The 23,439-nt window shown below is 54.5% G+C and carries 22 protein-coding genes and 1 pseudogene; 13 read left to right on the top strand and 10 right to left on the bottom strand.

Annotated elements, in window-relative coordinates:
- The 5 genes from GOW40_RS11480 to GOW40_RS11460 all read left to right on the top strand — a co-directional run bounded on the left by GOW40_RS11480 (position 1) and on the right by GOW40_RS11460 (position 3,927).
- A complete protein-coding gene (locus tag GOW40_RS11480; protein ID WP_171132493.1) occupies positions 1 to 759 on the top strand; it encodes an FkbM family methyltransferase in 759 nt (252 codons plus the stop codon).
- Positions 760 to 1,070: 311 nt separating this feature from the next.
- Positions 1,071 to 2,204, top strand: a complete 1,134-nt coding sequence (locus GOW40_RS11475) for an RNA ligase RtcB family protein (protein WP_171132491.1) — start codon at positions 1,071 to 1,073, stop codon at positions 2,202 to 2,204.
- The gene (gene prfH / locus GOW40_RS11470) at positions 2,201 to 2,842 is read left to right on the top strand and encodes a peptide chain release factor H (protein ID WP_171132489.1); all 642 of its coding nucleotides are present in this window, start codon (positions 2,201 to 2,203) and stop codon (positions 2,840 to 2,842) included. Before GOW40_RS11475 ends, prfH begins: the two co-directional genes overlap by 4 nt.
- A 1-nt stretch (position 2,843) precedes the next feature.
- Positions 2,844 to 3,173, top strand: a complete 330-nt coding sequence (locus tag GOW40_RS11465) for a hypothetical protein (RefSeq protein ID WP_171132487.1) — start codon at positions 2,844 to 2,846, stop codon at positions 3,171 to 3,173.
- A complete protein-coding gene (locus tag GOW40_RS11460; RefSeq protein WP_171132484.1) occupies positions 3,124 to 3,927 on the top strand; it encodes a hypothetical protein in 804 nt (267 codons plus the stop codon). Before GOW40_RS11465 ends, GOW40_RS11460 begins: the two co-directional genes overlap by 50 nt.
- Before the next feature lie 350 nt (positions 3,928 to 4,277).
- On the opposite strand, the gene GOW40_RS11455 is transcribed toward GOW40_RS11460, so the two are convergent.
- From GOW40_RS11455 to GOW40_RS11445, 3 genes are all read right to left on the bottom strand, one after another.
- Complete coding sequence (locus GOW40_RS11455; RefSeq protein ID WP_171132482.1) at positions 4,278 to 5,123, bottom strand: enoyl-CoA hydratase/isomerase family protein; 846 nt, start codon at positions 5,121 to 5,123, stop codon at positions 4,278 to 4,280.
- Positions 5,124 to 5,211: 88 nt separating this feature from the next.
- Positions 5,212 to 6,000, bottom strand: coding sequence for an SDR family NAD(P)-dependent oxidoreductase (locus GOW40_RS11450; protein ID WP_171132480.1), 789 nt, complete (start codon positions 5,998 to 6,000; stop codon positions 5,212 to 5,214).
- Between the two features lie 84 nt (positions 6,001 to 6,084).
- Complete coding sequence (locus tag GOW40_RS11445; protein WP_171132478.1) at positions 6,085 to 6,861, bottom strand: CmcJ/NvfI family oxidoreductase; 777 nt, start codon at positions 6,859 to 6,861, stop codon at positions 6,085 to 6,087.
- Positions 6,862 to 6,970: 109 nt separating this feature from the next.
- On the opposite strand from GOW40_RS11445, the pseudogene GOW40_RS22440 reads away from it, so the two are divergent.
- The 3 genes and pseudogenes from GOW40_RS22440 to GOW40_RS11435 form a co-directional block, all read left to right on the top strand.
- A pseudogene (locus tag GOW40_RS22440) lies at positions 6,971 to 7,147 on the top strand (LysR family transcriptional regulator); the annotation flags it as partial.
- Positions 7,148 to 7,186: 39 nt separating this feature from the next.
- The gene (locus tag GOW40_RS11440; RefSeq protein ID WP_371731847.1) at positions 7,187 to 7,924 is read left to right on the top strand and encodes a substrate binding domain-containing protein; all 738 of its coding nucleotides are present in this window, start codon (positions 7,187 to 7,189) and stop codon (positions 7,922 to 7,924) included.
- Positions 7,925 to 8,071: 147 nt separating this feature from the next.
- Positions 8,072 to 8,536, top strand: coding sequence for an NUDIX pyrophosphatase (locus GOW40_RS11435; protein ID WP_171132476.1), 465 nt, complete (start codon positions 8,072 to 8,074; stop codon positions 8,534 to 8,536).
- An 80-nt stretch (positions 8,537 to 8,616) separates the two neighbouring features.
- Here the strand turns inward: GOW40_RS11435 and GOW40_RS22435 are convergent, their stop codons facing one another.
- The 5 genes from GOW40_RS22435 to GOW40_RS11410 form a co-directional block, all read right to left on the bottom strand.
- Positions 8,617 to 9,789, bottom strand: a complete 1,173-nt coding sequence (locus GOW40_RS22435; protein ID WP_171132474.1) for an RNA-directed DNA polymerase — start codon at positions 9,787 to 9,789, stop codon at positions 8,617 to 8,619.
- Between the two features lie 1,051 nt (positions 9,790 to 10,840).
- Entirely contained in the window at positions 10,841 to 11,818 is a 978-nt protein-coding gene (locus GOW40_RS11425) for a 2-dehydropantoate 2-reductase (protein WP_171132472.1), read from the bottom strand.
- 4 nt (positions 11,819 to 11,822) lie between these two features.
- Entirely contained in the window at positions 11,823 to 13,358 is a 1,536-nt protein-coding gene (locus GOW40_RS11420) for an acyl--CoA ligase (protein WP_171132470.1), read from the bottom strand.
- Between the two features lie 60 nt (positions 13,359 to 13,418).
- The gene (locus GOW40_RS11415; RefSeq protein ID WP_171132468.1) at positions 13,419 to 14,102 is read right to left on the bottom strand and encodes a fumarylacetoacetate hydrolase family protein; all 684 of its coding nucleotides are present in this window, start codon (positions 14,100 to 14,102) and stop codon (positions 13,419 to 13,421) included.
- Positions 14,103 to 14,296: 194 nt separating this feature from the next.
- Positions 14,297 to 14,977: a FadR/GntR family transcriptional regulator gene (locus GOW40_RS11410; protein ID WP_170611065.1), complete on the bottom strand. Its 681-nt coding sequence runs from the start codon at positions 14,975 to 14,977 to the stop codon at positions 14,297 to 14,299.
- A 183-nt stretch (positions 14,978 to 15,160) separates the two neighbouring features.
- Between GOW40_RS11410 and GOW40_RS11405 the strand changes: the two genes are divergently transcribed.
- The 5 genes from GOW40_RS11405 (at position 15,161) to GOW40_RS11385 (ending at position 19,861) form a co-directional block, all read left to right on the top strand.
- Positions 15,161 to 16,033 carry a fumarylacetoacetate hydrolase family protein gene (locus GOW40_RS11405; protein WP_371731837.1) on the top strand — a complete coding sequence of 291 codons (873 nt, stop codon included), beginning with the start codon at positions 15,161 to 15,163 and terminating at the stop codon, positions 16,031 to 16,033.
- A gap of 145 nt (positions 16,034 to 16,178) precedes the next feature.
- Positions 16,179 to 17,120 carry an ABC transporter substrate-binding protein gene (locus GOW40_RS11400; RefSeq protein WP_254444414.1) on the top strand — a complete coding sequence of 314 codons (942 nt, stop codon included), beginning with the start codon at positions 16,179 to 16,181 and terminating at the stop codon, positions 17,118 to 17,120.
- A complete protein-coding gene (locus tag GOW40_RS11395) occupies positions 17,117 to 17,926 on the top strand; it encodes an ABC transporter ATP-binding protein (protein WP_170336353.1) in 810 nt (269 codons plus the stop codon). The genes GOW40_RS11400 and GOW40_RS11395 overlap by 4 nt, the downstream gene beginning before the upstream one ends.
- Positions 17,923 to 18,795 (top strand): ABC transporter permease, encoded by an 873-nt coding sequence (locus GOW40_RS11390; RefSeq protein WP_171132466.1) that lies wholly within the window; start codon positions 17,923 to 17,925, stop codon positions 18,793 to 18,795. Before GOW40_RS11395 ends, GOW40_RS11390 begins: the two co-directional genes overlap by 4 nt.
- A 25-nt stretch (positions 18,796 to 18,820) precedes the next feature.
- Positions 18,821 to 19,861: an Ldh family oxidoreductase gene (locus GOW40_RS11385; RefSeq protein WP_254444413.1), complete on the top strand. Its 1,041-nt coding sequence runs from the start codon at positions 18,821 to 18,823 to the stop codon at positions 19,859 to 19,861.
- Between the two features lie 42 nt (positions 19,862 to 19,903).
- On the opposite strand, the gene GOW40_RS11380 is transcribed toward GOW40_RS11385, so the two are convergent.
- Positions 19,904 to 20,578, bottom strand: a complete 675-nt coding sequence (locus tag GOW40_RS11380; protein ID WP_170711979.1) for a GntR family transcriptional regulator — start codon at positions 20,576 to 20,578, stop codon at positions 19,904 to 19,906.
- A 9-nt stretch (positions 20,579 to 20,587) separates the two neighbouring features.
- Entirely contained in the window at positions 20,588 to 23,431 is a 2,844-nt protein-coding gene (locus tag GOW40_RS11375; RefSeq protein WP_254444412.1) for an FAD-binding and (Fe-S)-binding domain-containing protein, read from the bottom strand.
- Positions 23,432 to 23,439: the final 8 nt, after the last annotated feature.

Below are 23,439 nucleotides of genomic sequence, written 5' to 3'. Positions count from 1 at the left end.
ATGCTTATCAAGTTGCGCAAGATGTTCTATCGGGCACGGGGCTATTACAATGGCCGCCTCAATGGGGATCCGTTCCGGCTGGATCCCTATCACTCCAAATTCTGGCGCAAAGCGACCGCCGGGGATTGGGAGCCCGAAACCTTTGCCATGCTGGACAAGTTTCTGTCGCCTGATCGCGACTATGTCGACATTGGCGCCTGGGCCGGGGCCACTGTACTCTATGCCGCGCGCCGTGCGCGCCATGTGTGGTGTTTTGAGCCCGATCCCGTTGCCTATCGCTATTTGATCTGGAACCTCGAATTGAACGGGATCACCAATGTTTCGGCCTTTGGGGCCGCGCTTTGGGGAGAAACCGGGGTGATGCGCATGGCGAGCCTGGGCGGCGAGCCGGGGGATTCCATGACGTCCGTGCTTGGCGACACCAGCAAGGGCACCGAGGCGCTGAGCCTGTCATGGGAGACGTTTGAAAAAGCGGTGGATCTGAGCGATGTTTCATTGGTCAAGATGGATGTGGAAGGCGCTGAATTTGCGCTGGTGCCCCATCTGCGCCCCTGGTTGCAACAACAACGCCCCGCTTTCTACCTGTCCACCCATGCGCCTTTTGTCGAGCAGGATGGCGGTGCTGTAGCGTTGCAAGAGCTTGCGAAGAATTTGGAGTTCTACGGCGGATGCAGCCTTGATGGGGTGGAACAGCCGGTCCAACAGGCTTTTTCCTCGGACCGGGCGCGAACTCAATTCCCAAGCTTTCTGTTCACTTGAAGCCCAATAGGGTCCGGGTTTTCACGTGACAAGGAGTGCCCGCTAGGACACGGTAGAGTGACTTTTTGGTCACATGCTTTGCAGGGCGCGCCTAAAACCTTTGAGTGAATCGGCGTTCCCAACTAAACGGCGGTCTCACATCGGTCCATCGGACCCAAACCGTAACCCCTAGCAAAGAAAGGGAACCATATGCTTATTCGCAATTTTGCCCTTTCGGGGCCGATCAATACCTAAGCTGAAATCAGATCAGGTTTGATCCCAATCGCTGGCGTTTGGCTGGCGTTTCTACATACGTTTTTGGGTACTGTCTTATGGGCAATTCTGTCTTGGATGGTCGCGCGTCCGCTGTGATCAGCGACGGCATCATCACGAAATTCTATACATCTGCGGCCTGGATTGATGGTCGGGCCGAACAACAACTTGAGGACATCGCGGGTTGGCCCGGCGTGCGCAAAATCGCGGCGTTCCCGGATCTGCATCCCGGTAAATTCGGGCCGGTCGGTTGTGCCGTTCTGGCAAACAGGATCTATCCGCAACTGGCTGGGAACGATATCGGCTGCGGCATGTCGCTGTTCCAGCTGGATTTGCCTGTGCACAGGCTGAAGTTGGACAAGGCGGTGCGGCGGCTGCGCGCGCTGGGCGGGCCCGCCGATCACAGCAACGGAGCACGGTTGGAGGAGGCAGGCTTTGCGCCCGACCTCTTTGCTGATGCTTTGGGTACCATCGGTGGTGGCAATCATTTTTGCGAGGTTCAACAGTTGGACGACGCCGTCGCTCAGGTCGGTCTGGACACGACGCGCCTGTATCTGCTGGTGCATTCCGGCTCTCGCGGATTTGGCAATGCGGTTCTGGCGGCTTTGCCCACGGGGGCCTTTGCGGGACTTGCCGCGGAAAGTGACAACGCGCGGGCATATATTCGCGATCATGACCGGGCCGTGCGCTGGGCGCGCCTGAACCGCCAGATCATTGCTGAACGGGCAGCCGAGGCGCTGCGGGCTGATCTGCAACTGGTGGTCGATGCGCCCCATAACCTGATCGAGCAGACAGCGCAGGGTTGGCTGCACCGTAAAGGGGCGGCGATTGCCGCGCGCGACCATGTTCCGCTTGCCGGGTCGCGGGCAAGTGCAAGCTACCTTCTGGCTCCGACCGGTCACGGTGACGCGCTGGGTAGCTTGGCGCATGGTGCGGGGCGGCGCTATGACCGGTCTTCGATGCATGGGCGGGTTCGGGCCAAAAGATCCGACCTTGAAGCCATGCAGCACACCCCGTTTGGCGGGCGCATCCTGTGTGAAGACCGTGATCTTTTGGTTGAGGAAGCGCCTTTGGCCTATAAATCCGCCCAATCCGTTGCAGAGGATCTGCATCGCACCGGTGCGGCAGATTGCGTGGCGCGGTTCCATCCGCTCATCACCTTCAAGAAGGTCCGAGAGGGAGGGCAGAGATGAACGCGCCCGAACATATCTCACTTTTGGTGACCAGCGGCTCGGGCCCGGCTGAATGTCAGCAGGCGGTGGCGCATGTGCTGAAGGCCATGCGTTCCGAGGCCGAGGCCGAGGCGTTGGATTTCGATGCGCATGCCGAACGTTCTGAACACGGCGTCAGATCTGCGGTGGTTGTCGTCAGCGGTGCAGCTGCGGCGGATTTCGCCCGAAACTGGCGCGGTACGATCCAATGGTGCGCGTCAAGCAGGCTCCGCCCATCGCATAAGCGCGCCAACTGGTTCATTGGCGTGTTCGATTTGCCCGTGCCCGCGCAAAACCCCGATCATCTTCGTGCGGGTGATGTCGTGTTCGACACGTTTCGCGCCGGTGGTCCCGGCGGGCAGCATCAGAACACAACCGACAGCGCGGTGCGCGCGACCCACCGGCCAACCGGGCTTGCTGCGGTGGCGCGTGCGGCACGGTCACAACATCGCAACAAAGCGCTGGCGCTGGCGCGGCTTCAGCAATTGCTGGCCGCCCGCACCGCCGCGTCAGAGGCCGACCAGAAGGCGCTCCGCAATGGGCTGCATCACGCTTTACAGCGCGGCAACCCGGTGCGGTGCTTCAAAGGCCATGACTTTCGAGACGTAACAGGGGGCTAGGATGGCGATCGTGGATCAGTTTCTGACCAATGCCCTGACCAGCGACTTTTTCGCCGGTGGTCTGGCACTGGGTGCCTTTGGGGTTGTGGTTGCCTTTCTTCGCCTTGCGTTCCTGTCGCTGTACCGTTTGGTTCTGCGGCGCGTCTGGGTCAGCCTGACATTGGACAACCGTAGCCCGTCCTATCGCCATTTCTGCATCTGGATGGAGCAGAACAGTGTTCTGTCCCAGTCCCGACATGTGCGCATGACGGATGGCGAATGGGCGAGTGGTACGAAGGGCTATGCGCCGTCACCCGGTCAGCACTGGTTCTTTTGGCAAGGCAACCCATGACACACGCTACGGCGATCCGTTCTTCTCCACCGATGGTCGCATGTTCCTGAGCATGTCACCGCTGGGTGCATCCAAGGCGAAACTCTATGAACGCCTGTCTGACGGCACCATGGTCGAATATCCTTCCAAAGAGGCGAACGATAATCTGGGTGCGGTCATTGCCGCCCGCATTACCGACGACGGCGTGATGTGGATTCTCGACCTCGGTAAGCGAAGCTTTACTGGCTGGGACATCAATGCCAACAAGCTGGTGGCAACGTATGACTTGCCCGCCGATGCCCTGGTTGAACACAGCTTCCTTCAGGACTACGCGCTGGATCAAAAGCGTAGACATCTCCCTGAACCACTGTTCCATCAAAGAAAGATCGCCCTTCCAGCGGCACCACCCGGTCCGTCCATCCATGCGTGTGGAAAAGATACACCGGTTCGGCACAGCGGTCTGGCAACTTCTCCCAAAAAGCACCTGCCAAAGCAGCATAGGCATCAGCAAAGTCCGGTTGCCAGCATGCCATGTCCCAAACCATTGATCCGCCCCGCGAGAACCCGGACAAGAGCAATGGAGCTTCTGCAAGGTCAGTCTTGCTTTGGATATCAGCCAACACCGTGCTCAGAAACTCTGCGTCGTTACGTTCGAATTTCATACTATCTGCGCGGACCGACCAATCCTTTGTCCATTTTGCTTCCGGATGCTCTCCGTTCGGCGCTAGGAAAACATAGCCCCGCGAAAGAGCCTCACTGGCGAGATCAGACTTGAGCATACTGCCGCCGGTACTGCCACCGCCATGCAAATGCATGACAATCCCCGTCGGCTCGGGCGTTTCAGGCAACAGAACATGGTACGTTCCGCCCTCGACGACACAGGGCGTTTCAAGATTACCGCACGATTGCGCAGACAGGCTTGGCGGGCTCAACAAAGTGACAAAGACAATGATTGCCAGTTGGAAAATACCTTTGTTCAATACACTGACCTCCAATCAGCTTTCCATGCCTGTTGGACTCACCCCGCGACCAAATCCAGCATCTGGTCGCAAAATATCTTTGCAAGTCATAGTGCAACCTCTGGCCACCACCTCCAAGCGGTGACCAGAACAGCGTCATGCAAGATCAGTTAATGTCTTGCACTTTCATAACCAGCTCGCCCCAGTTGCGTTGGTTTTCGATGTCATGTTCCAGGCCCTGCTCATCGGCAGTGGCAAAGCGTTTCACAGCTGGCGTTTTGCTGGTGGCTTGGTACAGCCAATAGGCTTCGGCCTTCAACGCATCCTGGATAGGCTGGTCGATGGATTCATAGACCATCTGCTTGCAGGCATTGATGGACTCTGCCGGGAACTGCGCAATACGTTGCGCCAAAGCATCCACGTAGGGACCGATCTCATCGGGATCCAGCGCTTTGTTGATCGTACCCAAACGCTCGGCATCATCTGCATCATAGTCCTGCGCACTGAGGATGATCTCAAGCGCCTTGCCCAGCCCCGTCTGACGCGCCATGCGGGATGCACCGCCGCCGCAGGGCAGGATACCCATTCCAACTTCCATCTGCATGAATTTGTATTTTCCGCGCGCGACAAAACGCATGTCGAGGGCAAGTGCCAGCTCGTGACCGCCGCCGCGCGCGAAGCCTTCTATTTTCGCAATCGTCGCCTGTGGCACCTTGCTGATCCGCTCGCAGACAGCCTGCAAATCCAGAAGTTTTGCGTCGTCGCGCGATACAGCTTCTGTCGACATATCCTTGAGCAACTCAGTATCGTAGTGGCAGACCCAGACCTCGGGATTGGCCGACTGGAAAATCACGACCTTCACCGAACGGTCACCCTCAAGGCGCATGGCAAGGCTGTTGAGGTCCGCCAGCATCTCTTGTCCCTGAACATTGACTGTCCCAAAATCGAAGGTGACGGTCGCGATTGCGCCCTTCACATCCACCGTAAATGTCTGAAAATTCTCGTACTTCATCGGGCATTCCTTTCTTGTTGCCCCGCAGCAAGGATGCGGGGGTTGGGGAAAAACAAATTGTAGGTACGGTTGCCGCGCGCGGTGTGGGTCAGCTGTTTTGGCGCACGAAGCTTTGGATCGCCTCCATCACTTGTGACGCATGTTCAGGGCTCAATGCCGCACTGTGCGGGTCTGCGAAATCTCGGCTATCATTGTCGAAATAGGCACCAGACGCGTTGGTAAACCGATCACCAAGGGCGGCGTCGATCAGTATATCGGCCCCAATATTCAGGTCATTGCCTGCCATACCAAACCCCTCTTTCACCATTTTGGACGCAAGCAACGACCCGGGATTGACGGCGACCATCAAAGGCCCATTGGGCCGTGTCTTTGCGAGTTCGCGGGTCCAAATCGTGATGGCCAGCTTGCTTTGTGCATAAGCATCCATATCGCCGAGGTGTTTTGTGCCACGCATCGCATCCAAATCCACAGGCGCTTGCGCGGCAGACGACAGGTTCACAACACGGCCCTCGACCGGCATGATGGGAAGCAGCAACTCCGTCAAAAGATATGGGGCAAAAGTGTTGACAACAAAGCGAATGTCCAGCCCGTTGCCCAGTATGGCCTTGGGTGTCTTCAGCACTCCGGCATTGTTGATCAGAACATCCAGCCTGTCATGCTTGCTGTGGATTTCTGCTGCCAGAGCTTTCACCGCGTCCATGTCCGACAGGTCTGCAATGTAGGTCTCGACCTCACCACCAATCTGTTTCGCAGCAGCTTCGAGCTTTGTGGTGCTGCGTCCATGGATCAATACACGATGCCCACTCGCAGCAAGTTTCTGCGCGGTGAGTAAACCGATCCCATCGGTCGAACCTGTGATAAGAATTGTCTTACTCACGTAGTCAGTCCTTCATACAAAGTTGAATTGCAGATCTTCTGCCCGCCGGTTTTTTGGGGCGCTTTAGAAAGCATTTGCCAAGCTTCAATAACGCACCAGCGTGCGGCTCTCGATACTCTTGCGGATCGTTGTGACAGTTGGATCCTCGACCATATCCAGCGCGCTATGTGCGATAGAGGGCAGCCCCTGATTGTCGTAGATATTGAAGAAAGCCACTTCGTCCGGCGTCATCTTGGACTGATACAGCCATTCGTGATGGTTGTTGCCCACCAGACCCATGATTTGGCCCTTACGATCCGGATAGATCAGGTCCAGCAATATCCAGTCTTCGGGATCAACACTTGAGGGACGGACAAAACCCAAAGGCGCGCTATTGATCGGGTCACCGATCGGTCGCCAGATGTTGACAAAGGCGTAGTGGCCTTTGCTCCACTCTGCCGCTTTCTCTACACCCACCAGGTCAACAAGCCGCTGTTGCGCACCAGCTTCACTGTAGTCGCTGTGGACATTGCGCGCAGGCTTCCGCGTCGCTTCCGGATCATCAACTCGGACTGTGTGGTCAAAGATGACCACTTCGCTGACACCGAGTCGATCCGTCAAAAGCCGTGTGAGCTCACCATCGTAGGTGGTGCGCCACGCATCTCCGGCAAAATCCTCAACAATGCTGGGACAATTGACAAACTCCACCGCGTCGTGCGCAAATCGAAGTGCTTGTGCCGACTGCCGCATATCGTTCAATCGCACTTCGGTCGGGGCCAATTCGGGTGAAATGAGATTGCCGATGATACCACCCGCATCCAGCTCAAATGCTTGCCGCTCGTCCTTATGGACATGATAGTTGACTGTTGCTGTTCCGGTCATAGCAGCGATCTCCTGGAATCTACGACATTCCCTTTGTCATGCTTATGACTTCTGGTATTTGTTAAATAAAGCAGGCATTTAGGTATTCAGAATTCGGAAAATTGGCATAATGGGAATAGATACAGATGAGTTGCGACTGTTTATCCTTGCGGCAGAATTGCTGAACATCAGCGCGGCGGGGCGAAGACTGGGCATGGCGCCAGCCGTCTCCAGCGCAAAGCTGTCCAAGCTTGAACACAGGGTCGGATCCGAGCTGCTGCACCGGACCACGCGCAGAGTATCCCTGTCTGTAGAGGGCGTTGATTTCCTGCCCTTTGCACGGGAAATGGTTGCGCAGGAAGAGGCGGCCCTTGCCGCTTTGGGGCAAGGCTCGGCCAAAGCAAGCGGCACGCTACGATTCACGGCACCCAGCACATTCGCACAGACCTATATCGCACCAATCCTGCCCGAATTCCTCGACAAGTACCCTGATGTGACACTCGATTTGCGCATGTCTGACCTTCAGTTCAATCTTATCGAAGGCAGCTATGACCTCGCCCTGAGGTATTCCCCACTGTCGGATACAAGTTTGAAAGGGCGCAAGCTGGCGGATGATAAACGGGTTCTCTGCGCGTCGCCATCCTACCTGAAAACCCATGGGACACCTGCAACCCCGTCTGATTTGGCGCGTCACAGACTCATAGCTTTCAGCAATCTTGATCCAAGGCCCCTGAAATCTGCTCAAGGCGATATTGCAATGTTTGAGTATGGCGACAAAAAGAACCAGTTGATTGTAGATGACGGGCTCACTCAAAAGCGGGCTACAATAGCGGGAGCTGGCATTTCGATGAATGCACTTTGGAGCGTTCATGAAGAGCTCGCCTCAGGACTGCTAGAACACGTTCTACCCGACTATGAGGCCGCTGAAGAAAACGTGCTGTGGATGATCTACCCGAAATCCAACGTGCTTTCGCCGAAAGTCCGGGTGTTCATGGACTTTCTCATCGCAAAGATTGGAAAGAACCCGCCCTGGGAGAATAAGCTTCGCGAGCTTTCAAGAGCCAAAGGCGGTAATGTTCAGTAACCCTAGGGTACATCAGATTTACACGTCACACGCAGCCATAGATGTTCCATTAACGAGGTCGGTTGTCTGAGTAAAGCCGAGCTTGCCTCCAGCCAACCATCCACTAAACCTATTTAGACCAGTTTGTTCTCGGCCCAAGGTGCTCAGATGGCGGAAATCCCTATCAGGTCGTTTATTGCTTCGCTTGTTGCCATTCGACAGACGCACGCGCGTCATGAGGTTCTTCTTCTAAAGAGGACCCAAACTTTGATCGGTGAATGGTGCCAAGTTGCTGGTAGTATTGAGGACGGTGAAACAGCATGGCAGGCCGCTGTTCGAGAACTGGTCGAAGAGACCGGCTTGCGACCCAGGACTTTGTATTCGGCGGATATTTGCGAGCAGTTTTACGAAGCAGATCGCGATGCCATCACTATGGCACCGGTCTTTGTTGCATTCGTAGATGCCGCTGCCCAGCTTTCATTGAATCACGAGCACAGCGATTACCGCTGGGTTTGCTTTGATGACGCGATAGAAATGGTTGCTTTCGGGGGCCAACGGCGCATTCTCCGCTGGATTGAAGACGAATTCGTGAAGCGAAAGCCAAGCGGTCATCTTTTGATCGATCCGGGCTAGGCAGTATCGCAAGTTACTAAAAAGTAGGCCTATTTCGACCGGTTTTTGCGGCAAACACCTAACCCATTCGCCGACAGGAATCATCCGCCAAAGCCAGCCCCACGCTTTGGAAATGCGAATAAGTGGTATGCGTTTCTGGCAGTGGTGCTCATGCTTTCGACCAAGAGGCCGGTTAAAGGGCCTCCCAGTTGGCCTGCCGATAGAGCTCCAATGTCTGTCAGTTGTGCCAGCCGATTGGCGGCGAAGCGAAACTGCCGTGATTGTGTCTTTTCCTGTTCGATGCACTCTACCAGTAAAGCAATGAGATACTTTATTGACTTTAGAATGATCGCCTTACTCTTCGATTTCCACATCTGCTCAATCGCAACTACCCGCGGGTCACGGTTTGGAAATTCGGCTACGATTTCATCGTCTGTGCTGTTGGGACCAAGAATTGTGGTCTTCGCTGAATTGACGTTAAGCCCTCTTTCACGAAGACAACCAATCAAATCCAGCATTGCCTTTTTTGCAGCGTCGTGGGTCTCGCAAATGATCCTTATGTCATCGACGTAGCGATAGTAGTCGTATCCTAGCTCCGCCATTCTCCTGTCTATGCGACACAGCACAATGTTGGCCAAAAACGAGGATGGATCACGGTTCTGCGACAGCCCGAATCCGTCGGAGAAGCTCCACTTTTCAAGACATTTTCCGAGAAGATCTAGAGCATTCCGAATCTGTTGCTTCTCATCGGGACTAGCGTCGATCTCGGGTAGCAACTCTTCAAACGCGTTCAAAATATCCTTGTTGCGGATGTTCTCGAAATAGTTCGCCAGGTCGGTTACCAATAGATACCGCTGATCACGGGAAAAAGTGAATGTAACTCCCTCGAAGGTGAACCAGCGCTCAATTCGGTTCTGGAAAAGATACTTCTTACCATACTTCGAGTAGCGATGGCTAAGTACTCTGTGGCTTAGTAGGGGGTCGTAGAACCTAATTAGAAACGTGCATATTGCTTGGTAAACAAAGCGATCAAAGAAATCTGTCTCTAGCGAGTATCGAACAGGCAGTCCTTTCTTTGGAATGTTCCGGACGATTCTGGACTGAGGCGGGTAGCGTCCATGGCCTTTTCCGATTTCATTCTTAATTGTCTCGACAACATGAGGTTTCGACTTGAGCAGGTCTTGGTAGTTTAGACAGTCGTAGAACCATTCATCAAATAAATCCGAGTTCAGGTTTCGAAGTATCTGCCCAACATCAACGTCAAAACCGAACACAGACGATAAACTATTGTTTTCATTGGGTTGCAAAATTTATGCCTGCTTGAAATCAGAAGAAAGGATTTAAACTAAGACCGGTACTTTTCAACGGGGCCTCCAAGAGACGGCGAAGTTCTTGATGCGTGGCTCATTCACCAAGGAGATTACACCGGGAGGGATGGAGGTTTCCAGATGCCCACCCCCGGGGTCCACCAATTTTATGCATGTACTAGAGCCGTGTTGAGCTAAGAAGTTCAATGCCGCATGCAAGCGCGATGTCTGCTTGCTGGGCAAGGTCGTTGGCAGCAAGTTTGCGACCAACGAGAATACCCCCAGTCCACCTACGTCCGCCTCAGTTGATTTTTGCAGATATCGCGGGCATCCAGTGCAATTTTCCAAATCAGCAAAATAAGCGACGCAGGTCACCAAACACATGGCCTGAGAAGGCAAAGGATAAGAACGTAACGATCGATATCTTAAGAGCGAACCAACGATATTTTTTACGTTCTGATCTCAAGAATTTCTATCAGATGAGCGAATTCGCAAGCTTATGCTCCAAATTCGCACTCTTATGGTTCATTCACAATAGGAAACAGTGGTGACCCGTGCAGGATTCGAACCTGCGACCCACTGATTAAAAGCTATTGGGATAATTTTTAAAAACAATATGTTAAAGAAACTTTTTCCAGGCTGTTTCAATGTTGACCTTAGATAACTGCAATGCCGCGGACCAAAGCGGCGAAATTGCGCGACGCGTGGTATGTAACGGCGGTTACGCGCGCCCAGCATTTCGCGCCTTAGCGGATGTTTGCTCTGCGGCGACCCAACGACCGCTATGCGGACAAAGCGGATGTACAGCATCACCTAAAGGTGGATGATCTCGAGATTGGTTTTAAGGATTTGAAAGAGGCAGGTCTAGGCATAGGCAAAAGCAAGCAAAACTCCTGCCCCGCCCAAGCAAAGTTCTTCTGACAAGACGCTTGAAAGATCTGCGTTTTGTAGCGCCGGATCGCTATTCAGCTCCCCGCCCGCCCAGAACTGATCTCTTCAAATGATCGCCAGCAGAATCTTAGTAAAGACCCGCGACCTTTGCCCTCAGTTTTATCAGTGATGCAACAGTGTCGATTGTGGGTGTTGCGATCCCGGTCAGTTGCCCCAATTCCTGTACTGAAGTGACCAAGGCATCAATTTCCATAGGTCGGTTCAGCTCCAAATCCTGCCACATCGAGGTCTTGTGTGCTCCGACAGCCGCTCCTCCGTCAATGCGCTTTTCGACATCAATCGGGAACCTAACCCCCAGTTTTTCACCGATTTCCTGAGCCTCTAGCATCATTCCACGTGCCACGAAGCGTGAACCTTCATCAGTACACAAGACATCAAGTGTTGAGTGGGTAAGTGCGGAAATCGGGTTGAACGACAAGTTGCCCCATAGCTTCAGCCAAATTTCGTCCCGTATTCTTGGTCTTACGGGCGCGCGCAACCCGGCGGTGGACAATGCAGCCGAAAGGTTGGAGGCACGGTCTGATTTAGTGCCATCGGGCTCACCCAAAGAAAAACGATTGCCTTCGACATGCTTGATCGATCCCGGAGCAATGACTTCCGCGGCCGGATAAACAACACACCCAAGCACACGACCCGGTCCGAAACCGTTCCATTGCGCGTCTCCCGGGTCTACAGATGACAATCTCGTCCCCTCGAAGGGACCGCCCAGCTTGTGGAAATACCACCAGGGTACCCCGTTCACTCCGCTCACTATTGTCGTTTCATCCCCAATCAGTGGCTGGATCGAGTCCACAACTGCTGGAACGGAATGCGCTTTCAGTGTGATAAAGACATAGTCTTGGGGGCCGAGATCGGCGGCATTGTCCGAGGCGCGTATTGGCACGTTGATTGGGTCCTGCCCATCCTCTTGGAGAGTCAGCCCTTTTTCTTGCATTGCAGCCAGATGTGGGCCACGTGCAACGACACTGACGTCGACGTCAGTCTGCGCGAGCTTCGCGGCAACGTAACCTCCGATAGCTCCGGCACCAAAGATGCAAATTTTCATGTGTCTAAGCCTTTGCCAGTCCCAATTTAGCGGCCAGCCCGATCCTTTGTATCTTACCAGTCGCGCCTTTTGGAATCTCTTCGAGAATAACCACTGAAGTCGGCACCTTGAACTTTGCGAGCCGAGCGCCAACGAAATCCCGGACTTCCTGACCTGCAATCGTCGCTCCTTCTGAGAGCACCACCGCCGCCGCTAAATCTTCGCCCAGTTTCACGTGGGGAACGGCAAAACAAACTGCCTGAGCAACGTCCGGATGGCTTAGAAGCACGGCGTCAACTTCAAGTGGACTGATTTTTTCTCCACCGCGATTGATAAGCTCCTTAAGGCGTCCAGTCAGTCGCAGATAATCCTCTTCGTCGAACGACCCTTGATCACCGGTGCGAAACCAGAGTTTTCCATCCGCTTCAAAAAAGTTATCTGCATTTGCCTGCGGGTTGCTCTCATACCCAGGGGTCACGTTCGGACCGCTGATAACGATTTCTCCGACATCACGCGAAGCGATCAATACATCTTCCGTTTCGTCTGCAATTCTGACTTCGGGGCCCGCTGCTACTCCGACGTATCCGGGCTTTTGCTTTTGTGGAGGAAGCGGGTTGCAACACATTTGATGCGTAGCCTCAGTCATACCGTAGGCTTCGATCACAGGCGCATCAAAAGTCGCAATCAACTCTTCCATTACCGGCGCGGGCAACGACGCGGAAGAAGACCGCAAGAAACGCAATCGTGATTTCTCAATAATCGATTGGTTTCGGGCGGCTCGGGCGAGAATAGCTTGATGCATTGTTGGAACTGCTGTGTACCATGTCGGATCAACCTCAGCGACCTGTGAAAAAAAGCTGAGAGCGTTGAACCCAGGGGTGCAGCTAATTTGCGATCCAGCGCATAAAGAAGCGGCGACGGCCGCGATCAGACCATGGATATGAAACAGAGGCATTATACTTAGACAACGATCGTCTGTCGTCAGCTTCAAAGACGAAGCCACGTTCCGCGCCGACGAATAGACATTGGCCTGCGTCAAAGGAACGATCTTGGGGCGCGACGTTGTCCCTGATGTGTGAAGTATCAGGGCGACGTCATCTTCGCCCGGTGCTGATGTATCAGCCACTCCGATTGAGTCACAGACTAAAACGGAGAACTGCCCGGCTGGGCGAGAACTATCACTAGAAGCCCGCAAGATGGTTACACCCAGTTCCGTCGCCGCTTGCACGGCTGGGCCGTTTTCGTTTTCGCTTACAAGAAGTGCCTTGGCTTTCAGGTCTTTCAGATAGAAGACGTATTCTTCGTAAGTGTACACTGGGTTTAAAGGTGCCGTCGTCGCAACCTGGGCGACGGATATGAAAGCAGTCGCCATCTCTGGCCCGTTGGGCAACACAATCGCCACTCTGTCGCCGCGCCCTATTCCGATCTGATGCAGATCCTCTTTGACCTTCGCGCAATGCTCGCGCAAACCAAGGTAGCTCAACCAAGACCGGCCAGGCGCGCCAATGGCATTTGCAGTGTCTGCGTGGCGTGCGATCAATTCAGCGACTAAATGGGGCATCTGTTATCCGTCTACACAAGCGTCGGTTTGTTTCGCAGAGTAAGGTTTTTGCAGCAGGTCTTAAGTTACGCGAACGGTCAGACTACCCAGCTTGTCGACGGCCAAGACCATAACATCCCCACGGTTGACGGGACCAACACCAGACGGTGTCCCTGAAAGGATAACGTCACCGGCCGCAAGCTCGAAGTAGTCGCTCAGGTAAGAGATCATCTCGGGGACTTTCCAGATCATCTGGTTCAAGTCGCCTTCTTGCCGAACTTCACCATTCACCGTCAGAGTAATCGGACCTCTGTTGAGATGCCCGACCTCTGATGCCTTGTGAATTGGTCCGCATGGCGCCGAGCGCTCAAACGCTTTCCCAATTTCCCACGGGCGGCCCATCTTTTTCATCTGCCCTTGCAGGTCGCGACGGGTCATATCAAGCGAAAGGCCGTACCCAAAGACATGATCCAATGCATCGTCCACCGAGATATTCGTGCCGCCGGACTTGAGCGCAACAAGCATTTCTGCTTCGTGGTGCACGTCGGAACTGTGCGGAGGGTACGGGAATTCCCCTGAAGGGTCCAAATTGTTCGGGTTCTTTTGAAAGAAAAATGGAGGTTCCCGGTTCGGGTCATGGCCCATTTCAATTGCATGCGCCGCGTAGTTTCGCCCAATGCAGTAGACACGCCGGACCGGGAACGTGCCGCCCCCCGATACGGGTATGACATGCACCTGCGGCGCGGGAACTACATGATCGGACATCGCTTTCCTCCTGAACGCTTGACTGCCAAAGATCGGATTTCCGAACGGTCAGATACCTTCCGATCGATGCCACGCCACATTCAAACGGACGCGGCGGCTTACCAAGTCATCGCCAAAATTCAGGCTGTTTTGCAAGACCAACGGCTACAATCTGCCCCGACCATTTCCCGAATTGGTTGGGCACCAGCGCTACTTCAGCTGTCGGACTGGATGCTCGTAGGCAGCACCCGCGAATAAACCGATTTCAGGTGATCCACCATGGCACTGGCCGCAAGCTCACAGTCGCCCTTTGCTATGGCAGACACGATCACATCATGTTCGCTAAAGCTGGAATAGTCTTCTGCGGGCTTTAAAGTTTCGCGTGGCTGCCCCCAAACAATCGATCTTCGAACCGAATTCAAAGTCTCAAAGAAGTATAAAAAGAGCTGGTTACGAGTGGAGCGGGCTATAGCGTAATGCAAATTATTGTCCCAAGCTTCGTACGTGCGCCAATCCTCTGCGGTACGACATTTGTCCGCGCATAGCCTCATTTGCTCACGATCGGAACGTGTGGAATGGAGCGCTGCGAGGCGGCTAAGCTGCGGCTCGATAGTAAATCTAACAGATACAACCTGCTCAGGTTTAATTTGGTTGCCCAAATAAGTTACATCGGTGAGGTTGAGAACCGGCCTGGAACCAACAAATGTTCCCCGCCCCACATGACGCCAGATCAGCCCCTGGGCCTCAAGCTCTGCCAACGCTCTTCGCAACTGATTGCGAGTGGTCCCAAGTTTTGAACACAGCTCACGTTCAGGTGGGAGCCTGTCGTTATGCCTGTATCCGGCATTGTTAATCAGGTCGCGTACACGGTGCGCGAGTTCGGTTGGTGCACTCATATCTCCACCCAATTTGGCGATTGGTTGATTGATTGAAACGCCAAGTCGGAAAAAACTCAAGGGCAAGAGGAAAGCAAGAAACGAGTCGCCGGACAGGATCCGTGACCACGTCTTGACACAAGCACGAGGGAGGAGTGCCGAGTGCGGTTAGCAACTGTTTCCGTAGAGGGCCACGCCGTTTGCGTGGCAATACTAAACGATGGCGGCAAGTTGGACGTTTTGCGCGCAGCGCAAGTGCTTGGCGAAGCGCTGGACGCAGGTTCAATGCAGCATCTGATCGCAGGCGGAAAAGAAACGCTCGGCGTTTTGAAAACCCTCGTTTCATCGGCCGAAACGGGTAATCTAAACGACGCACTGGTCCCGGATGACGCGCCGTTTCTGGCACCAATTCCTTCCCCGCGTAAGAACGTTTTCTGTGTCGGGCGCAATTATGCTGAACACATCGCCGAGGGCGAACGTGCCCAAAACCAAAAAATTGGCGTAACAGAGCATCCGGTCTTCTTCACAAAACCGCCGACATCGATTGTGGCGCCAGAGGCAGACATTCTGATATTCCCCTCGGTCTCACATGCCATTGACTATGAAGTTGAACTGGCAGTTGTGATTGGAAAACCGGGGCGAAACATAGCCAAGGCTGACGCATACGACCATGTATACGGCTATACGATCCTCAATGACATCACCGCACGCGACATTCAACGCCGACATGGTGGGCAGTATTTCAAAGGCAAAGGTTTAGATGGGTCTTGCCCATTGGGCCCCTTCATAGTGACCGCTGATACAATCAGTGATCCGCACGCTCTATCAATCGGATTAACAGTCAACGGCGAACAGCGCCAAAACGGATCGACGTCGGACATGATTTTCGACATTCCAACGCTGATCGCATCCCTTTCAGAAGGTATGACCCTGGAACCTGGCGACGTAATCGCGACCGGCACACCGTCTGGTGTCGGATACGCCATGGACCCACCACAGTTCCTGAAAGACGGGGACACTGTGGTTTGTGAAATTTCAGAAATCGGCACGCTCAGGAATACCGTGCGCGTCGTTTAAGTGGCTCCTGCATAGCTGAATCTGCGGGTTGCCAACCATGCAAGGGAGGAAGACTAAAATGATGAACAGAAGGACTTTCACAGCGTCCATGCTTTCGGCGGTTCCGGTAGCAGGAGCACTAGGAACACAGGGCTTTGCGCAGGACTTGCGTAAAATTACCTTCGTGCAGCCAAGCCCTTCGGCAATCAATTCATTTCCGGTTTTTGTCGCCATCGGCGAAGGTTATTTCGCTGATGAAGGGTTGGATGTGACCGTCGAGGCGATCAACGGCTCAGGAGCCGTGCTTCAAGCATTGTCCGCCGGACAGGCTCACTTCGGTCGCCCCGGTCCTGGCCCCTTAATTGCCGCACGGTCGCGGGATGTAGATGCCGTACACATCTACAACGTTGCGGCACGCAGCAACTTTGGCATAGCCGTGCCAGAAGACTCTGACATCCAAAGTGTTGAAGAGCTTCGAGGTAAAGTTATCGGAACAGGTACGGCCGATGGCGCAGAAGTCGGCTTTGCACGTAACGTGATGACCGGAGCAGCCATGAAAGAGGGTGAAGACTTTACCTTCCTTACCGTCGGCGACGGTGGCCCGGCGACCGCGGCTTTCCTAAACGGCGAAATCGACGCTTACTCTGCTTCGACGGCTGATACGGCAATTCTGAACCAGCGCGGAATGGCGGTGCGTGACATCACGCCTGCGGAGTTCGGGCGTTTCTTCGGTAACGGCATCGCCACAATGGCTGACACAATCGCCAACGACCGTGAATTGGTCGAAGCTTGGAGCCGCGCGTTCGCACGTGGTCATGCATTTGCACTGGATGATGCCAACCGTGAAGCTGTTTTGAAGCATTTGGCGGATGGCAACCCGCAGGAAGGCGAGGACAAGGAGTTCCAGTCAGCACTGTTCGATGCCGTACGCTCGAAAACTATCGCGGCGGATCCGAGCAATGGCCTGGGATGGTACCCCGCCGAAGTTTGGCAGGAATGGCAAGACGCACTTGTTGCAGGGGGCGAAATCCCAGGGCCGCTGGATGACCTGAGCGCTGCTTGGACCAACGAGTTTGCTGCCATTGGCAACGCGGCTGTCAGCAAATGAACGCTGTAGTCACGCATGAGTTTTCCGGCGCGCCTTTGGGCACGCCGGTCTATGAGTTGACCCATGTAAGCAAGACCTATGCACGCAATCTTGTTGTCGCTCTCGAGGACATCAATCTGACGCTTCGGAAAGGAAGCTTCACATCTGTCATCGGGTCCAGCGGGTGCGGCAAGTCAACTCTACTAAAGATCATGGCGGGTCTGATCCCGCCCACCAAAGGGCGTGTAATCCTTCAGGGGCAACCAGTCACTGGGACCCGCCGGGACATCGGTATGATGTTTCAGCAAGCGACGCTTTTCCCCTGGAAAACAGCGGTGGAAAACATCGTCTTGCCAATTGAGATCCGCGATGGAAAAGCGGCGGCCAAGCAAGCTATGGCCAAGGCGCATGAACTTTTGGACATCGTAGGTTTGCAAGGGTTCGAAAACGTATATCCGAACGAATTGTCAGGCGGTATGGCACAACGCGCTTCGATCTGCCGAATGCTGATCACGGAACCAGCCGTGCTATTGATGGACGAACCGTTCAGCGCGCTCGACGAGTTGTCACGCGACATGATGAACATGGAATTGCAGCGGATTTGCAGGGAACAGGATGCGACTGCTTTTCTTGTGACGCACTCAATTCAGGAAGCTGTTATTTTGTCTGACGAAATCGTCGTCTTGAAACCGCGCCCAGGCAGGATTGCTGAAATCGTTGAGGTCGACCTGCCACGCCCACGAACACTCGACATGATGACGACACCCAAATTCGGCGCTATCGTTGACTACATTCGCAGCCTCCTTGATAAGGGAGAAGAAATGTGAGCGAAGTTCAGAATTACTCACCTTCCGTAAAAGACGCTGCCCCCTCAGAAGACACTGTATGGGAGCAGAAGGTTCACTTTATCGACTCGGTTCCTCGCTGGCTGGCGATGACCTTTGTCTTCGTGGTTTTTGTCGGAACTTGGCAAATTGTGACCAGCCTTAGGCTGGTCTCTCCGATCATTCTACCGACGCCGATGGAGACCCTCAAAGATATGATCTTCGTGGGGCAAAACCTTTTGACCGGCGGCTACATGCTTGGGGCACTGTGGATTACCATCAAAGAGGTAATCTATGGTTTTGCGCTGGCAATCGCGATCGGATTTTCGCTGGGTGTTTTGGTTGGCGAAACAGCCTTTGGCGAGAAGGCAGTAATGCCCTATTTGGTTTCTATCGATACGATGCCGAAAGTCGCATTCGCTCCTCTTTTTGTGGCTTGGTTGGGGTTCGGCATTGAATCCAAGGTGGCACTTGCGGCCTTTATCGCGACGTTTCCAATCGTGGTTGGGACTGCGGCCGGACTTCACGCCGCCGACGAAAACGCGCGCATGTTGTTCAAGACGATGGGCGCCAGCCGGATGCAGACATTGATCAAGATGAAGCTGCCAACCGGTCTGCCGCAGATATTCACCGGCCTCAAAATCGGAGCAGTTGGTGTTATGGCAGGCGCGATCACAGGAGAGTTCCTGGGGGGCGGTAAGGGATTTGGTGAGTTGATCCGTGTTGCGGCATCGCAGCTCAATACTCCGCGCGTGTTCTCCTTGATCCTGTACCTAAGTCTCGTTGGTCTCGCTGTATTTGCGACGGTGGTTTGGACACAGCGAAAACTGGTGTTCTGGCACAAAGAGCAGGTTGGCGGAGATGACTTCTGAGCCAGTGAAAATAAACTGCCAGATCTTGCGTGAATTTGTGGCGAGCGCGCTCGAAACTCGAGGTGTTCCAAAAGCGGATGCAGATCAGGTGGCCTCGACGATGGTTGAGGCCGACATATTCGGATATGGCACCCATGGAGTCTTTCGCTTGCGCCAGTATCTTGCCCGATTGGCCGGAGGCGGGTGCAACGCCAAACCAAACGTTACCGTCATACATCAGTCTGTCGCGACCGCGTTGATTGACGGCGATGACGGCCTTGGGCATTTGGCTATGTCGGCGGCGCGAGATCTTGCGATAGAAAAGGCGAAAGAGGCAGGTATCGGATGGGTCGGTGTTCGGCGCGGCAATCATGCTGGACCTTTGGCACTTTATGTGCGCCCACAAGCCGAAGCTGGAATGCTTGGCATGGCCGCAGCGGTGGGCAGTGCTAACCACGTTCCGCCCTACGGCGGAAGCGACTTGCTTCTTGGCACTAATCCTATCGCTTTCTCTGCACCTGCCGATGGCCCCGACCCGTTTGTGTTTGATATGGCGACGACAGTTGCCGCGATGGGTAAGATCAAGACCCTGTTGCAGCAAGGCGAACCTATGCCCGAAGGTTGGATGGTTGGGCGTGATGGCAATCCGTTAACGGACCCTGCCCGCAAATCAGAAGGGTTTCTTTTGCCGATCGGAGGTCCGAAGGGTTTCGGCCTTTCCGTGGCCATAGGGTTGATGGCCGGAGTCTTGAACGGCGCTGCCTTCGGCTCTGACGTAGTCAACTTCACATCAGACACAACCTCACCCACAAACACAGGGCAATTCGTAATGGCGCTTGATCCGGCGGCCTTTGGAATGGAAAAAGACTTTGCTTCGAATGCAGCCCGCGTCTTCTCTGAAATGCGCGCATCCGCCCCCCTGCCCGGTCATGACCCGGTACGCCTGCCCGGAGACGAAAAAACGGCTGCAGCTGAGGCCCGTCGCAAAGACGGTGTAAGCCTCAACCCCGCTCTTTGCCGAGACCTCAACAATCTCGCCCTGGACTGTGGACTGACTCCCCCGTTTCCTGATGTTAACACTGACTAGCGGCATATCTGAGGGAAGCCGGACTGCACTTTTGACCAGGGTTTAGCGAGGCGTCACTTCTGGCTTCAGCGCTTTTACAAGCGCCGAAAGTTTGTTCATCATGTGAAGTTTCATTGCCTTACCAAGCCCGTCTGCATCTCGGGCCTTGAGCAACTCCATCATGGTTTCATGTTCGTCAATTGCCTGTGCCCAACGCTCGTCCGACAAGTTGGCCAAAAAACGTGCACGGCGGACCCGCGCGGCCAAAAGCTTGTGGTGGTTTTCTAGTATGTCGTTTCGCGCGCCCTTTATAAGTGCCTGATGGATGTCTTGATTGGCTTTAAAGTACGCCTGTCGATCACGCGCTTCGTACGCGCTCAGCATATCCTTGTGGCTACTTTCAATCCGTTGAATTTCCGCAACGTCCATTTGCTGACACGCTAGTTCCCCCGCCAGTTGCTCAAGCGCTGCGAGCACTGGAAACGTGTTTTCCAATTCTTCCCTCGTAACACTCGCGACACGGGCACCCCGGTTGGCTTGAAGCACCACAAAGCCTTCGGATGCAAGAACCTTTAGGGCCTCTCGCAATGGTGTCCGGGAAACACCCAATGAGTCGCAAAGCTGTTTCTCGGGCACTTTCTCACCCGGCTTCAAAACGTCTTCGACGACAAGATTGCGCAAGCGTTCGACCAACTCTTCATGTAGGGTCGGGCGATTAATGCTATCCGTCAGGTTCATATCCACATCCTAATATTCAAGGACCATATCCAGCAGGCGTGCGACGTGCATCGCTTGGCGCTGCGTACCTTCGGCGATTTGGTGGCGACATGATGTTCCATCCGCCACAACAATTGCATCCGCGGGCGCCGCCTCCAAAGCTGGAAACAGGTCGAGTTCCGCCATCTTGAGCGAGACATCAATAGTGCCGGGCGCGTATCCAAACGCCCCGGCCATACCACAACAACTGCTTTCGATCATGTGAACCTGTGATGCGGGAATACGCTTAAGTAAGTTGAGCATCGGTGTAACGGCATCGTGTGCTTTCTGGTGGCAATGACCATGCACATAAATGGGGCGATCTACCGATTTGAGAGGCAGATCCGGCTGTTTGGCCAGAAACTCCTCAAAGGTATGAGAGGCTTTGGATAGCAACTCCGCATCCCGCCCCGGACAAAGAGCCAAATATTCGTCCCGGAATGTGAGGATAGAAGAAGGTTCGAGACCGACTACCGGTATGCCCTGTGCAGCTGCTTCTCGCGTCGCGTCAATCACACGCTGTGCCTCGTGACGCGCCTCTTCCACGCAACCCTCAGCCAAAAGAGTGCGCCCGCAATCCAGCGGCCTTCCTGTTTGGTCATCTCTTGCTATGGCAACCCGAAGCCCTAGCGCACGCAGAACCCGGACAGCGGCGCGCAGATTGTCTGGCTCGAAATATCGGTTGAACACATCGGCAAACAGAAGCAGCTGCGGATCTGTGTCTTGGGCCTCGACATCCCGGAACGGGTCAGAGGACCACACTGGCAGGTTACGTCGCGCCGAAATTCCAGTTGGTTTCTCCAACAGCGTACGCAAGGGCCCAATTTTGTTCCGAGCATTCAATAACCACGCGACTTTTGCAGCTTTTGGCGCATATCTCGGCAGATAAGCTATTAATTTATCAGCCAATGTCAGCCCGTCTTTTTTGCGCTTTGCTGAAAGTACTTCGATCTTCATGCAGGCCATATCGACGCCAGTCGGGCATTCACGCGCACAAGCCTTGCAAGACACGCAGTATTCCATCGTGTCCTGCATTGCGTCTGAAGTTAAACCACCCGGCAACTGCCCGCTGATGGCAAAACGCAACGTGTTTGCCCGCCCACGTGTGGCATCACGCTCGTTTCTCGTCGCACGGAAGGAAGGACACATTACTCCGCCCTTGAGCTTGCGACACGCACCGTTGTTGTTGCACATCTCGACGGCACCCTGAAATCCTCCTCCGGCACCCGGCCAAGCGGACCAGTCCAGCGCCGTTTCGAATTCAGGAACTGAGTAGTCCGGGCTGTAGCGGAATAGGCGGCGATCATCCATGGCAGGCGCGTGCACGATTTTGCCGGGGTTCATTAGCCCGGCAGGGTCAAACCGGGCCTTAACCTGTTCAAACGCGGAAACGATACGAGAGCCGAACATCTTTTCATGAAACTCTGATCGCACGATCCCATCACCGTGTTCGCCTGAATGAGACCCTTTGTATCTCTTGACCAGATCAAAGGTCTCTTCGGCAATCGCCCTCATTGTCCGGACGTCTTTGTCCTGCCGCATGTTCAGGACAGGACGAACATGGAGACACCCGACTGAGGCATGCGCGTACCATGTCCCTTTTGTGCCGTGCCGGTTAAAAATTTCGGTCAGGCCAGCGGTATAATCGGCGAGATCAGGCAACGGGACGGCGCAATCTTCCACAAAAGAGATCGGCTTGCCGGCCTCCTTCATCGACATCATAACGTTCAACCCGGATTTTCGGTATTCGGCGATCGAGTTTTGCAGTTTGGTATCAGTAACTGATACAACCCCGCCCCAACGGTTTTCAGTACCACTGAAATCAAACCCGAGATCTCCCATCAGTTGCGATAGCTCGACCAGCTTTGCAGCATTGGCGTCAGCGCTACCCTCAGCAAATTCCACTAACAACAACGCTTCAGGGCTGCCTTCTACAAACGCCTCAATCGTACTGCGGAACAATGGGATATCTCTACCCAACGCAATCATGGTGTCGTCGATCAATTCTACCGCCTGCGGCTTGAGCGTCACGAGGTGCTGTGTTGCCTCCATCGCAGCACAGAACGTCGGGAAATGACACACGCCGACAACTTTCTCGCCCGGCAAGTGAGCAAGGTCCAGTTCCAATTCAGCGAAATAGGCCAGAGTGCCTTCTGACCCCACGAGCAAATGAGACATATTGACGTCGTTGCCGACAAGCGCATCGATGTTATACCCGCCCACACGACGCTGGAGATTGGGAAACCGGGCGTCAATTTCCGCAGCCTCGCGACGCCCCAGAGCACGCATGTCCCCAACAAGATCGGCATAATCGCCAGATGCCGTCGTATCGGCGCTGAACCGTGCTTCCATACCATCGCTGAGGATTGCACTTATTGCACGGACGTTATCGCGCATGATCCCGTAGCGCAGGGATTTTCCACCAGAAGAGTTGTTGGCGGCCATTCCTCCAAGCGTGCAACGCGACGCGGTCGAGGGGTCTACGGGAAACCATAAGCCATATTGCTTTAGAGACTGGTTCAACTGATCCAGAACAACGCCGGGCTGAACACGCGCGACACGGTTCTCAACGTCCACGTCAAGAACGCGATTCAAGTGCTTGGTGTTGTCTAAGACAACGCTTTGATTGACCGTTTGCCCACATTGCGATGTGCCGCCGCCGCGCGGAAGAACGGAGCATCCTTCGTCGCGCGCTACAGACATCACGGCCTGCACGTCCTCTTTGTTTCGGGGAATGACCACGGCGTCCGGCATCATCTGATAGATCGAAGCGTCAGTCGAGTATCGTGCGCGTGATGCCGGGTCAGCCATCACCTCGCCTTGGACGTCAGACATCAGTCGGC

Origin of the sequence: Ruegeria sp. HKCCA6707 (assembly GCF_013033515.1) — a bacterium.
In the GTDB taxonomy this organism is placed as follows: domain Bacteria; phylum Pseudomonadota; class Alphaproteobacteria; order Rhodobacterales; family Rhodobacteraceae; genus Ruegeria.
This window is presented reverse-complemented; position numbering and strand designations above follow the sequence as displayed.

Bases quoted from the DNA above. Each gene is read 5' to 3' on its own strand.
- GOW40_RS11480 (WP_171132493.1), top strand. From the start codon at position 1: ATGCTTATCAAGTTGCGCAAGATGTTCTATCGGGCACGGGGCTATTAC.
- GOW40_RS11475 (WP_171132491.1), top strand. From the start codon at position 1,071: ATGGGCAATTCTGTCTTGGATGGTCGCGCGTCCGCTGTGATCAGCGAC.
- prfH (WP_171132489.1), top strand. From the start codon at position 2,201: ATGAACGCGCCCGAACATATCTCACTTTTGGTGACCAGCGGCTCGGGC.
- GOW40_RS11465 (WP_171132487.1), top strand. From the start codon at position 2,844: ATGGCGATCGTGGATCAGTTTCTGACCAATGCCCTGACCAGCGACTTT.
- GOW40_RS11460 (WP_171132484.1), top strand. From the start codon at position 3,124: ATGCGCCGTCACCCGGTCAGCACTGGTTCTTTTGGCAAGGCAACCCAT.
- GOW40_RS11455 (WP_171132482.1), bottom strand. From the start codon at position 5,123: ATGAAGTACGAGAATTTTCAGACATTTACGGTGGATGTGAAGGGCGCA.
- GOW40_RS11445 (WP_171132478.1), bottom strand. From the start codon at position 6,861: ATGACCGGAACAGCAACAGTCAACTATCATGTCCATAAGGACGAGCGG.
- GOW40_RS11440 (WP_371731847.1), top strand. From the start codon at position 7,187: ATGGTTGCGCAGGAAGAGGCGGCCCTTGCCGCTTTGGGGCAAGGCTCG.
- GOW40_RS11435 (WP_171132476.1), top strand. From the start codon at position 8,072: ATGGCGGAAATCCCTATCAGGTCGTTTATTGCTTCGCTTGTTGCCATT.
- GOW40_RS11425 (WP_171132472.1), bottom strand. From the start codon at position 11,818: ATGAAAATTTGCATCTTTGGTGCCGGAGCTATCGGAGGTTACGTTGCC.
- GOW40_RS11420 (WP_171132470.1), bottom strand. From the start codon at position 13,358: ATGCCCCATTTAGTCGCTGAATTGATCGCACGCCACGCAGACACTGCA.
- GOW40_RS11415 (WP_171132468.1), bottom strand. From the start codon at position 14,102: ATGTCCGATCATGTAGTTCCCGCGCCGCAGGTGCATGTCATACCCGTA.
- GOW40_RS11410 (WP_170611065.1), bottom strand. From the start codon at position 14,977: ATGAGTGCACCAACCGAACTCGCGCACCGTGTACGCGACCTGATTAAC.
- GOW40_RS11395 (WP_170336353.1), top strand. From the start codon at position 17,117: ATGAACGCTGTAGTCACGCATGAGTTTTCCGGCGCGCCTTTGGGCACG.
- GOW40_RS11380 (WP_170711979.1), bottom strand. From the start codon at position 20,578: ATGAACCTGACGGATAGCATTAATCGCCCGACCCTACATGAAGAGTTG.
- GOW40_RS11375 (WP_254444412.1), bottom strand. From the start codon at position 23,431: ATGTCTGACGTCCAAGGCGAGGTGATGGCTGACCCGGCATCACGCGCA.